8 protein-coding genes and 4 pseudogenes are annotated in these 12,135 nt (G+C 68.4%); 2 read left to right on the plus strand and 10 right to left on the minus strand.

The features are described from left to right. Positions 1 to 67: 67 nt before the first annotated feature. From acs to AC2W7C_RS00160, 10 genes and pseudogenes are all read right to left on the minus strand, one after another. A pseudogene (gene acs / locus AC2W7C_RS00115) lies at positions 68 to 2,004 on the minus strand (acetate--CoA ligase). Between the two features lie 82 nt (positions 2,005 to 2,086). Further along, positions 2,087 to 2,521 (minus strand): MAPEG family protein, encoded by a 435-nt coding sequence (locus AC2W7C_RS00120; RefSeq protein WP_485999619.1) that lies wholly within the window; start codon positions 2,519 to 2,521, stop codon positions 2,087 to 2,089. Next, positions 2,514 to 2,891: pseudogene (locus AC2W7C_RS00125) on the minus strand (MFS transporter); the annotation flags it as partial. The pseudogene AC2W7C_RS00125 and the gene AC2W7C_RS00120, both read right to left, overlap by 8 nt. A gap of 151 nt (positions 2,892 to 3,042) precedes the next feature. After that, a pseudogene (locus AC2W7C_RS00130) lies at positions 3,043 to 4,207 on the minus strand (MFS transporter); the annotation flags it as partial. Between the two features lie 26 nt (positions 4,208 to 4,233). Continuing rightward, complete coding sequence (locus AC2W7C_RS00135) at positions 4,234 to 4,590, minus strand: hypothetical protein (protein WP_485999620.1); 357 nt, start codon at positions 4,588 to 4,590, stop codon at positions 4,234 to 4,236. Between the two features lie 135 nt (positions 4,591 to 4,725). After that, entirely contained in the window at positions 4,726 to 5,820 is a 1,095-nt protein-coding gene (locus AC2W7C_RS00140) for a sugar kinase (RefSeq protein ID WP_485999621.1), read from the minus strand. Then, positions 5,817 to 7,096, minus strand: a pseudogene (locus tag AC2W7C_RS00145) (TRAP transporter large permease). Before AC2W7C_RS00145 ends, AC2W7C_RS00140 begins: the two are co-directional and overlap by 4 nt. Before the next feature lie 2 nt (positions 7,097 to 7,098). Further along, the gene (locus AC2W7C_RS00150) at positions 7,099 to 7,611 is read right to left on the minus strand and encodes a TRAP transporter small permease (RefSeq protein WP_485999622.1); all 513 of its coding nucleotides are present in this window, start codon (positions 7,609 to 7,611) and stop codon (positions 7,099 to 7,101) included. A 38-nt stretch (positions 7,612 to 7,649) separates the two neighbouring features. Continuing rightward, positions 7,650 to 8,648 carry a TRAP transporter substrate-binding protein gene (locus AC2W7C_RS00155; protein WP_485999623.1) on the minus strand — a complete coding sequence of 333 codons (999 nt, stop codon included), beginning with the start codon at positions 8,646 to 8,648 and terminating at the stop codon, positions 7,650 to 7,652. Beyond that, complete coding sequence (locus tag AC2W7C_RS00160) at positions 8,645 to 9,379, minus strand: 2-keto-4-pentenoate hydratase (protein WP_485999624.1); 735 nt, start codon at positions 9,377 to 9,379, stop codon at positions 8,645 to 8,647. Before AC2W7C_RS00160 ends, AC2W7C_RS00155 begins: the two co-directional genes overlap by 4 nt. Positions 9,380 to 9,695: 316 nt before the next feature. Between AC2W7C_RS00160 and AC2W7C_RS00165 the strand changes: the two genes are divergently transcribed. Both AC2W7C_RS00165 and AC2W7C_RS00170 read left to right on the plus strand, forming a co-directional pair. Next, the gene (locus tag AC2W7C_RS00165) at positions 9,696 to 10,955 is read left to right on the plus strand and encodes a pectate lyase family protein (RefSeq protein WP_485999625.1); all 1,260 of its coding nucleotides are present in this window, start codon (positions 9,696 to 9,698) and stop codon (positions 10,953 to 10,955) included. Between the two features lie 97 nt (positions 10,956 to 11,052). After that, a partial coding sequence (locus AC2W7C_RS00170; protein WP_485999626.1) for a LacI family DNA-binding transcriptional regulator occupies positions 11,053 to 12,135 on the plus strand: 1,083 nt, incomplete at its 3' end.

The following is a 12,135-nucleotide window of genomic DNA, read 5'->3' on the forward strand; positions in this document are numbered from 1 at the left end:
ACAGGCCGCCGAGATAGCGAGCCGAAGGACCGAAGACCACCCCGGATTTGCGACAGGCGCTTCGGATTCAGATTTTCCGCCGTCCGCTCACCAGGTCGGTCACTACTCCAGGGTCCGCCAGGGTGGAGGTGTCCCCCAGCGATCCGACCTCCCCCTCGGCGATCTTGCGCAGAATCCGCCGCATGATCTTGCCCGAGCGCGTCTTGGGCAGGCCCGGCGCCCACTGGATGACGTCCGGCGCCGCGATCGGGCCGATCTCCTTGCGCACATGGGCGATCAGCGCCTTGCGGAGCGCCTCGGTCGGCTCCACCCCGGCGTTCAGGGTCACATAGGCGTAGATTCCCTGGCCCTTGATGTCGTGCGGGAAGCCGACCACCGCCGCCTCGGCCACGTCATCGTGCAGCACCAGGGCGCTCTCGACCTCGGCCGTGCCCATCCGATGCCCCGAGACGTTGATCACGTCGTCCACCCGGCCGGTGATCCAGTAGTAGCCGTCGTCGTCCCGCCGGCAGCCGTCGCCGGTGAAATACTTGCCCGGATAGGCCGAGAAATAGGTGTCGAAGAAGCGCTGGTGGTCGCCCCACACGGTGCGCATCTGGCCGGGCCAGCTGTCGGTGATCACCAGATTGCCCGAGGTCGCGCCGTCCAGGACCGCTCCGTCCGCATCGACCAGCTGCAGTTCCACGCCGGGCAGCGGCTTGGTCGCCGAACCCGGCTTCAGATCCGTGGCGCCGGGCAGGGGCGACACCAGCACCCCGCCGGTCTCGGTCTGCCACCAGGTGTCCACGATCGGGCAGCGGCCCTCGCCGACGACCTCGTGGTACCACCGCCAGGCCTCCGGGTTGATCGGCTCGCCCACCGTGCCGAGCAGGCGCAGGGACGCCCGGCTGGTCCGGTTCACCGGTTCGTCGCCTTCCCGCATCAGGGCCCTGAGCGCCGTCGGAGCCGTGTAGAAGATCTCGACCTTGTGCTTGTCGATGACCTCCCAGAAGCGGCTGAAGCTTGGATGGTTGGGCACGCCCTCGAACATCAGGGTCGTCGCCCCGTTCGCCAGCGGGCCGTAGACGCAATAGCTGTGCCCGGTCACCCAGCCCACGTCGGCGTGCACCAGAAGACCTCGCCGGGCCGATAGTCGAACACCAGTTCGTGCGTCCAGGCGGCCCAGAAAAGATAGCCGCCGGTGGTGTGAAGCACGCCCTTGGGCTTTCCGGTCGAACCCGAGGTGTAGAGGATGAACAACGGATCCTCGGCGTTCATCGGCTCGCAGGGGCATTCGTCCGGCACGCCCCGCTTGGCCGTGTCGTAGCGGACGTCGCGCCCCTCGACGATCGGCACGTCGGCGCGGGTGTGGGCGACCACCAGGACCCGGTCGACCTTCACCTTCTCCAGCGCCGCATCGACATTGGCCTTCAGGGGCACGCGCCGGCCGCCGCGCAAACCCTCGTCGGCCGTGATCACCACCGTCGAGCCGCAATCCTCGATCCGTCCGGCCAGGCTGTCGGGCGAGAAGCCGCCGAACACCACCGAGTGGATCGCCCCGATCCGCGCGCAGGCCAACATCGCGACGGCCGCGGCGGGGATCATCGGCAGGTAGATCGTCACCCGATCGCCCTTGGCCACGCCCAGGCCTTTCAGGACGTTCGCCATGCGGCAGACTTCGGCGTGCAGTTCACGGTAGCTGAGCCTGCCCGACAGGGCCGGGTCGTCGCCCTCCCAGATGATGGCCGTCTCGTCGCCGCGTGTCGGCAGATGCCTGTCCAGGCAGTTCCAGGCGACGTTCAGCGCCCCGTCCTCGAACCAGCGGATGCGGAAGTCTTCCTTGGCGTAGGCGACGTCCTTGATCTTCGTCGGCGCGGTCATCCAGTCCAGCCGCCGCGCCTGCTCGGCCCAGAAGGCCTCGGGCGTCTCGCGGGCCGCGACCCGGGCCGCCTCGTACCCCGCCTTCGTCATCCGGGCGCGCTGGGCCCATTCGGACGGGACGGGATAGAGTTCGGTCTCGGTCATGGCGTTTCCCAGATCATGGACGTCGCGGGCAGGGTCGGGAGATGACGCGATCCCCGTCGGGCCGGTCAAGATGACCAATTCCTCAAACGCCGCCGACGACCGCCAGGAAGGCGTGGCCCATGAGCCAGAGAAGGCCCAGGAAATTGATCGTGAACACCTTGCCGCGAAGGGCGACGTCGTCGCCCGAGCACTGCACCCAGCTGTGCAGGACGCGGCCGACCAGGAACACCCACGCTGCCGCGACGTCCCAGACGGTCGCATGTCCCGTGAGCATCAGCAGCAGGGCGGCGACCCAGGCGAAGGGCGGCGCCTCGAACTGGTTGGCCAGGTTGCGCTGGACGCGGGCCGAAAGCGGCGGATCGCCATCGGTGCGGGCGAAATCCGCCTTCGCCGCTTCGCCTCGGCGCACCACCACCATCCGGGCCCAAGTCAGGACGACATAGAGGCCGACGACCAGGCCGAAATGCAGGAACAGCGGCAGCAGCAGCGCCGCGGCCGTGGGCGACGGCTCAGGCATGGATGTCGACGTCCTTGCGGTCCCGGATCAGCAGGCCGCCGACGACGACCGTCAGCACCGCCACCACGACCGGATACCAAAGGCCGAAATAGATGTTGCCCGTCGCCGCCACCATCGCGAAGGCCGTCGTCGGCAGGAAGCCGCCGAACCAGCCGTTGCCGATGTGATAGGGCAGGGACATGGAGGTGTAGCGCACGCGTGTCGGGAACATCTCCACCAGCGCCGCCGCGATGGGCCCGTAGACCATCGTCACATACAGGACGAGCACGAACAGGATGCCGACCACCAGCGGCTTGTTCACCTGGGCGCTGTCGGCCTTGGCCGGATAGCCGGCCCGGGTCAGGGCCGCGCCCAGCTCCGCCTCGAAGGCCGCCTTGCGGGTCGTGAACTCGGCGCGAGAGATGACGTCGCTGGGGATCGAGGCGAACTGGATGTCATCCGCGATGACGGCGCTGACGCTTGAAACGATCGTCGAGCCGATCCGCACCTGAGCGGCCGCCCCCGAGGGTGCGATCTCGTTTCATAGGGAACGCCGGCCCTGGCCAGATAGGCTTTGGCCAGGTCGCACGAGCTGTTGAACTTGGCCTTGCCCACCGGATCGAATTGGACCGAGCAGTCGGCGGGATCGGCGACCACCACGACAGCCGCGGCTTCGGCCGCCCGCGCCAACTGCGGATTGGCCGCTCCGGTCAGGGCGTGGAACAGTGGGAAATAGGTCAGGGCCGCCAGCAGGCAGCCCGCCAGGATGATCGGCTTGCGCCCCACCTTGTCCGAAAGCCAGCCCCAGAAGACGAAGAAGGGCGTGGCCAGGGCCAGGGCGATCGCCACCAGCACGTTCGCCAGCGCCGGGTCGACCTTCAACGTCTTCTCCAGGAAGAACAGGGCGTAGAACTGACCAGTATACCAAACCACCGCCTGGCCGGCCGCCAGGCCGAACAACGCCAGCAGGACCAGCTTCAGGTTCGGCCATTGGCCGAAACTGTCCTTCAGCGGGGTGGACGAGCCCTTGCCCTCGGCCTTCATCCGCTGGAACGCCGGGCTTTCGGCCAGCCTAAGCCGGATCCACAACGACACCCCGAGCAGCAGGATCGAGACCAGGAAGGGGATGCGCCAGCCCCAGTCCCTGAAGGCGTCCTCGCCGATCGCCGTCCGCACCCCCAGGATCACCAGCAGGCTCAGCATCAGGCCGGCGGTCGCGGTGATCTGGATGAAGCTGGTGTAAAAGCCACGTCTGCCCGGCGGGGCGTGTTCGGCGACATAGGTGGCGGCGCCGCCGTACTCTCCGCCCAGCGCCAGACCCTGGACCAGCCGCATGGCGATCAGGACGATGGGCGCCGCTACGCCGATCGCCGCATAGGACGGCAGCAGGCCGACCACGAAGGTCGACAGCCCCATCAGCAGCATGGTCACCAGGAAGGTGTTCTTACGCCCCCACAGGTCGCCCAGCCGCCCGAAGAAGATCGCCCCGAACGGCCGCACGGCGAATCCCGCGGCGAAAGCCATCAGCGCGAAGATGAAGCCGGTTGTCTCGTTCACCCCCGAGAAGAACTGGGCGGTGATGATCGCCGCAAGCGAGCCGTACAGATAGAAGTCGTACCACTCGATCACCGTCCCGACGGAGGACGCCAGGATGACCAGTCGGTCGTCGCGGCCGACGGTGTGCTCTTGGGCGGCGGCGTCGGTCATCGTCACTCCCGGGTATCGAGGTCAGCCTAGACCCAGGGCTCTTGCGAGGGGAAGCATGTGCGAACGATCGGCCTCGATTTCGCTTCCCCGGTCAAAGCAAAGCCCCCGCCGCTCTCGCGACGGGGGCCGGAAAAATCCAGTTCGGATCGAACTCGACTTAGTCGCTTTTCGCTGTCGTCATCGGTGGCGACGACGACGGTGGCCACGACCACCGCGGCGCCGATCAGCAGGACCGGCAGCGGGATGCCGGCGAACTCGCTGGCCTCACCGGCGCTGGCTCCGACGCGGTCGCCAACGCGGGCGGCGGCGGTGTTTTGAGCGGCGGCGGCTTGACCCGCGACCAGCAGCACGCCGGCGACAGCGGCGGCGATAACCTTCTTCATATTGAATCTCCAGGGAAGTTGTGTGGTGATGAATCTGAAGGTTGCATAGTCGTGCGATCAGCGCCACCCCGGAAAAATGACAAAAGCCAAGATCGCCGTGGTCGTTGCGGCCAAGCCTCAGGGCGGTGGTCGCCCTCACCGAACGACGGCGGCGCCTCCTCCCTCCACCAAGGCCCGGACCTCGGCGAGGGATGCCATGGCGTTGTCGCCGGGGGTGGTCATGCATGTCGCTCCGTGAGCGGCGCCGTAATCCACGGCGGCCTGCGGACCCAGGCTTCGCAGGAACGCGTAGGCGAGACCCGAGACGAAACCGTCGCCGCCGCCCACCCGATCCAGAATCGCGATGTCGCGGACCGGCGTCGCGTAGCGGCGGCCGCGCATCCACAGCACGCCGCCCCAACGGTTGACGGAAGCCGAGATCGGATCGCGCAGCGTGGCGGCGAACACCTGCACGTTCGGAAGGATCGCTGCGAGGCGAACGGACAGCTCATCGAAAGGGCGGCTGTCGGCCGGATCCGACCGCGCCTGCGCCGTCTCGATCCCCAGACACGAGGCGTAGGCGTACTCGTCCCCGACCAGCACGTCGACCAGACCGGCGATCTCTCGGTTCACGTCGCGGGCCGCACCCGGATCGGGATGGCTGGACCACAGGCTGGCCCGATAGTTCAGGTCGTAGCTGACGACGACCCCGTGCCGCTTCGCCGCGCGGACGGCCGCGAGGGCGGTCCGGGCGGTATGTTCCGATAGAGCCGCGAAGATGCCGCCGGTGTGCAGCCAGCGCACGCCTTCGACGGCGAACAACCGGTCCCAGTCGATCTCGTTCGCCCGCAGCTGAGAGGCCGAGGAGTTCGCCCGGTCCGAGCATCCCAGCGCTCCGCGCACCCCGAATCCGCGCTCGGTGAAGTTCAGTCCCACCCGCGTGTCGCGTCCCACGCTGTCCGCCTCGCGCCACACGATATGGGAGGTATCGACCCCGCCCTGCAGGATCAGGTCCTCCACCAGCGCTCCGGTCTCCGTGCGGGGCAGGGCGGTGACCACGGAGGTCCGCAGGCCAAACGTCTTCTTCAGGCCCCGGGCGACGTTGTACTCTCCGCCGCCTTCCCAGACCTGGAATGTCCGGGCGGTGCGGATGCGACCCTCGCCGGGATCCAGCCGTAGCATGACCTCCCCCAGCGCGACGCAGTCCCAGCGGCAGTTCTCCGGAGGCTTGAGGCCTTCCAGGCCGGTCATTTCAGCAGCGACGGCAGCCACAACGACAACGCCGGCACGAAGGTGACCAGCATTAGAACCGCCGTGCACGCCAGGTAGAAGGGCCAGATCGAGCGCAGGCTGTGGGTCATCGGGACCCGCGCGATGGCGCTGCCGACGAACAGCACCGAGCCGACGGGCGGGGTGATCAGCCCGATGCCGCAGTTGAGCAGCAGAATGACGCCGAACTGCACCGGGTCGACTCCGAAAGCCTTGGCCACCGGAAGGAAGATCGGCGTGCAGATGATGATCAGGGGCGCCATGTCCATGAAGGTTCCGAGGATCAGCAGAATGACGTTGATCAGCAGCAGGATCAGGATCGGGTTGTCGGTCAGCGCCTGGAGCAGATCGACCATCATCGAGGGGACCTGCAGATAGGCCATCAGCCAGCCGAAGGCGCCCGCGCAGCCGATGATGAACAGGACCGCGCCCGAGGTTCGCGCCGCGCCGGTGCAGGCCGTCTTGAACGCGTTCCAACTCATGTGGCGGTAGACCAAGCCGGTGACCACCGTGGCGTAGACGACGGCGATCGAGGCGCTCTCCACGGCGGTGAAGATTCCCGCACGGATGCCGCCGAAGATGATGCCGACCAGCAGCAGGCCCGGCACGGCCGCGACCAGCCGCGTCGCGACGGCGCGGAAGCCGGGGAAGGGTTCTGCGGCGTAGCCCCGACGGCGCGCGTCACATAGGCGACCACCATCAGCGAGACGGCCAGCAGTCCTGCCGGAATGATGCCCGCGGCGAACAGGTCCGAGATCGAGACTCCGCCCCCGGCCGAGGCCGAGTACAGGATCATGTTGTGCGAGGGCGGCACCAGCAGCGCCACCAGCGCCGCCGAGATCGTGACGTTGACGGCGTAGTCGCTGTCATAGCCCCGCTTCTGCATCTGGGGGATCATCGTGCCGCCGATGGCGGAGACATCGGCGATGGCGCTACCCGAAACGCCGCCGAACAGGGTCGAACCGACGACCGTCACCTGCCCCAGCCCGCCACGCACGTGACCGACCATGGACGAGGCGAGCGCGATCATTCGATCGGAGAGGCCGCCCTTCATCATCAGTTCGCCGGTGAAGATGAACAGGGGAATGGCCAGCAGGGCCACCGAGGTGATGTCCGAGCCCATCTGCTGGAAGACCACGACCGGGGGGAGGGCCAGATAGAGCACCGTGGCCAGGGTCGCGGCCAGCAGCGAGAAGGCGACCGGAACCCCGATGGCCAGCAGCACGGCCAGCAGGCCGAAGAGGATGACGTACTCCATGATCAGTCCTCGGTCTGGGTCGTTTCGGACGGCGGGCTGTAGTCGCCGGTCAGCAGGCGCTCGACCGAGAACACCAGGATCAGGGCTCCCCCCGCGCAAAGGCCGGCGAACTTGAGGCCTGAGGGCAGCGGAGCGCCGGCCATGGTCACGGGCCAGTCATCGACCATCAATGCGCCGCCCAGGATCATCAACGCCCCGCCGGCCGCCGCCGAAATGAGCCGGGAGACTGTTTTCAGCGCCCATTGGGTCCGGCCGGAAAGGGCGTGCAGCAGGGTCTGAAACGAGAAATGAGTCTCGCGCCGGACGGCGACCGAGGCGCCGAACATCACGGCGAAGCTCATGAGCAGCAACGCCAGCGGTTCGGTCCAGCCGGGGCTGTCGTTGAGCACGTACCGGGCGAAGACCTGCCAGGCCTGGATCAGCGCCATCGTCACCAGGGCCGCGCCGGCCAGACCCATGACGAGGATCGCCAGGCCGTCAAGCGCGCGGGTCGGACCGCGTCGGGTATCAGACATTCGGGCCCTCCCTGAGCGCCGACGGTTTGCGCGGCCGTTCAGGCGACCGCTGCGATACGTTCATGGAGCGCGCGCAGGCGCGGCTCGGCTAGGTATTTGTCCAGCACAGGGCGGACCGAAGCGGCGAAGGCCGCCTTGTCGACTTCGGCGACCTGGACGCCCGCCGCGACCACGGTCTCGCGCGCCTCGGTCTCGCGTTTGTCCCATTCGGCCCGCATCACCTGGACCGACCGCCGGGCGACATCGCGCATCAGTTCGCGGTCCGTCGGCGTCAGCCGCTCGAAGCTGGCCTTGGACATCAGCAGCGCGTCCGGCGAGAACGAGTGCTCGGTCTGGCTCCAGTAGCGGGCCACCTCGAACTGACGACTGGACTGATAGCTTGGCCAGTTGTTCTCGGCCCCGTCGATCAGATGGGTCTGAAGCGACGAGAACACCGCGCCGAACGTGAGCGGCGTGGGATTCGCGCCCATGGCCCGGATGGAGTCGAGGAAGATGTCGGACTGCGGCGCACGCATCTTCAGCCCGCGCATCTGGCCCGGCTCGGTGACGGGATGGCGCACGTTGTAGAAGCAGCGTGGCGCGGCGTCGTAGTAGGCCAGGCCCACGAGGCCCCGGCCCTCGAACACGTTCAGGAGCTCGGTTCCGATCTCGCCATCCACGACGGCCCGCACATGGGCGACGTCGCGGTAGACATAGGGCAGCGCCAGCAGACGGGTCTCCGGGAAGGCGTTGTTCAGCGCCGCCACGGCGACCCGGCAGATATCCACCGCCTGGAAGCGGGTCAGGCCGATGGAATCGTCCTCGGTCCCCAGCTGCCCGGCCGGAAACTGGCGAACTCCGATGCGTCCGTCGGTGAGCCGTCCCAGCTCCTCGCCCATCCATCTGACCGCCGTGACCGTGGGATAGTCGGCCGGGTGAACGTCCACCGCGGTGAGGACCGTCGCGCCGTTCGCCGGGCCGCGTGGCGCGCAGCCGGCCAGGCTCAGGCCCATTCCCGACAGGCCGGCGAGGCCCAGCGTCCGGCGGGAAAGGGTCACGCGCTTGCTCCTGTCGCTTGCACGGCGCGGCACAGGATCCGCCCGTCCGGGCCGAAGTCGGCGACCGCCGATTGTCCCGCCCGGATATCGTGCACCCCTGTGGCCGCACCGGTCGAGACCAGCTGGCCGGCCTTGAGACGACGCCCTCGCCCGTGCAGCAGGTTCAGCAGGAAGGCCAGGGAATCCAGCGGACCGCCTGGGATGGACGCCGCGCCGCCCTGACCCACGATCGCCCCCTCGATGCTCATCGAGCAGCTCAGGTCTCCCAGGCGTTCGCGCCAGTTCACGATCTCTCGGCCCAGGATCAGCCCGGCGTTGTTGCCGAAGTCCGACGCCGTCACCGCCGCTCCGTGGTCGTTGATCCCGGCGAACGGGCTGCCCGCGATCTCGACGCCGACGTAGGCGCGTCCGACCAGTTCGGCGGCGGTCTCGGCGGTCCAGCCGTGGCGGTCATCGGCGTCGCCGCCCAGCTCCAGCACGTATTCGGCTTCGACGGCGGCGAATCCCCCTTCGATCACCCCGAACGCCGTCGGCCGGTCGCCGGCGAACCAGACGTTGCGCGAAAAGATCGGGCCCGCCAGCCGCCCGGCGCCGAAGCGGACGTCGTGCGGCGGATTGATCCGGCCCAGCTTCCAGCCCGCGACCTGGTCGGGCCACAGGGCGATCGCCTCGTCCTGAATGGCATAGGCCTCGGCCAGCGACTGCGGCTCAACGCCGGGATAGCGGAGCAACGCCTGGCCCTTCCGGCGCGCGGCGGTGAAAGCACGCGCGATCGGCGAAGTCGTTGAATTGTCTTGTGCGTGGCTCACGCCGCCTCCCGTTTCCGTCTGGAGATTGCGCAGGAAGGAAACCGGTGTCAATTTGAATCCGGCGACGCCCTTCCGGCGGCGCTTTCGGCAAAGGCCGCGGGCACGGCGGCCATGCTAAAGGATGGAAACATGAGCCTCGCCCGTTTCGCCGCGCTGGCGGCCGCCCTTCTGATTCCCCGCCGCCGCGCCCGCGGCGTCAGCCGCCCAGACGCCGGTCCCGCCGCCGGCGGAGGCTGGATTGCCTGCCTTCCCGGGCGCCCAGGGCTGGGCTTCGCGGACTGCGGGCGGCCGGGGCGGGCGCATCATCCGCGTGACCAATCTGAACGGCGATGGGCCCGGCTCGCTGCGCGAGGCGATCGAGGCCGAGGGGCCGCGCATCGTGGTCTTCGAGGTCGGCGGCGTCATCGACCTGAATCGCAGGACGCTGAAACTCGCCAACCCCTACATCACCATCGCCGGCCAGACCGCGCCGTCGCCGGGGATCACCCTGATCCGCGGCGGCATGGACATCGGGGGCCACGACGTGATCGTCCAACACATCCGCATCCGTCCAGGTTCGGCGGGACAAGAGTGGATGAGCGGCTGGGACGAGGATTCGATCTCCACTCAGGCGGCCTGGAACGTCATCGTCGACCATTGCAGCCTGGAATGGGGCACCGACGAGAACCTGTCGGCGTCCGGCCCGCGATTCACGGGTTCGACGCCCGAGGAGTGGCGGCGCGGCACCAGCCACGACATCACCTTCTCGAACAACATCATCGCCGAGAGCCTGGCCTACTCCAGCCATTCCAAGGGCGAGCATTCCAAGGGCTCGCTGATCCACGACAACGTCACCGGCCTGCTGATCGTGGGCAACCTCTACGCCCACAACTATGAGCGCAGCCCCCTGTTCAAGGGCGGGGTGCACGGGGTGATCGTCAACAACCTGATCTACAACCCGGGGCCGCGCGCTATCCACTACAACCTGGCTCCGGAGGAGTGGCTGGCCCACCCCTACGAGGTCGGCAAGATGACCGCGATCGGCAATGTCCTGCGCGCTGGCCCGTCCACCCCGACGGATCATCTGGCCTTCCTGATGATCGGCGGGGCGGGCGACCTGGAGTACTACGGCCGCGACAACATCGCCGTAGACCAGGTCGGCGAGGGCCTGCGCATGTTCGGCCGCTACACCACCACGGCCGCCCGCATCATCGAGACGCGGCGTCCGCCGGTGTGGTGGGAGGGGCTGAGCCCGATCCCGGCCGTCGACGTGCAGGTCTCGGTCCTCTCGCAGGCCGGCGCCCGGCCCTGGGACCGCGACATGCGCGACGTGCTGCTGATCGCCGAGGTCGCGGAAGGGCGCGGTGAGATCATCGACAACGAGCGCGAGGTGGGGGGCTATCCCGCGGTCGGCGAGCCGACGCGCAAGGCCTTCAACCCGGACGACTGGGACCTGCGCTTCATGACCCCGCTGCGCGACGACGTCCTGGACCGGCCGGCGCAGCGGCGCGGCACTTGAGCGCGGATAGGGAATTCCCCATCTGCGCGAACCGAGGGTGATGCACAAGCTCGGCGTTTTGTCCTAAGGACAGTGTTCGACCAGAGAGACTCACCGCGTGAACGAGACCAAGCGGCCCGGTGGAAAGCCCGCCACCATCAACGACATCGCCCGGCTGGCCGAGGTGTCGAAAAAGACCGTGTCGCGGGTCATCAACAACTCCCCCTTCGTGAAGGAGGAGACGCGCAAGCGGGTCGAGGCCGTCATCGCCGAGCATGGCTTCATCCCGGACCCGCAGGCGCGGGGCCTGGCCTTCCGGCGGTCTTTCCTGGTCGGGATGATCTACGACAATCCCAGTCCGAACTACGTCGTCAACATGCAGCAGGGGGTGCTGGACGCGGTGCGGGGCTCTGGGCTGGAGCTCGTGGTTCACCCCTGCGACCGCGCCTCGCCGACCTTCCTGGACGAGGTGCGCGGCTTCGTGGTGCGCCAGAAGCTGTTCGGCGTCGTCATGCCGCCGTCGGTGTCGGAGGACGACCGTGTCGTCGAGATCCTGAGGGACGCCGACTGCCCTTATGTGCGCATCGCCTCGGTGTCGCTGGACGGGCCGGCCTGCATGGTGGTGACCCACGACAGCCGCGGCGCCGCCGAGGCCGCGCGGCATCTGGCCGAGCTGGGGCACCGGCGCATCGCCTTCATCTCGGGCCCCGACACCTTCCGTTCGTCGCACGAGCGGGGTCGGGGGTTCCGCGAAGGCCTGGCCGAGCACGGCCTGTCGCTGGACGACGCCCTGATCCGTCAGGGCGCCTACACCTTCGAGTCGGGCGTCGAGGCCGCACAGAGCCTGCTGGCCTTGCCGGAGCCGCCGACCGCCATCTTCGCCGGCAACGACGAGATGGCGATCGGGGTGATGAAGGCGGCGCGCGACGCGGGGCTGGACGTGCCGCGCGACCTGTCGATCGTGGGCTTCGACGACCTGCCCATGGCCTCCCGCGTCTGGCCCAACCTGACGACGGTGCGCCTGCCGATCCGCGACATGGGCCGGATGGCCGCCGAAAAGCTGACCGCGACCCTGCGCGGCCTGGACCCCCGCCACCCTGGCCCAGCCCGAGGTCGAATCCCTCGCTGGTCGTGCGGGACTCGACCGCGGCGCCGGCGCGCTAGCGGCCCGCCGTTTCCAGCAGCCGTTTCGCCGGCGACC

Source organism: Brevundimonas sp. CURTG3B2_SDJG (genome assembly GCF_057364705.1).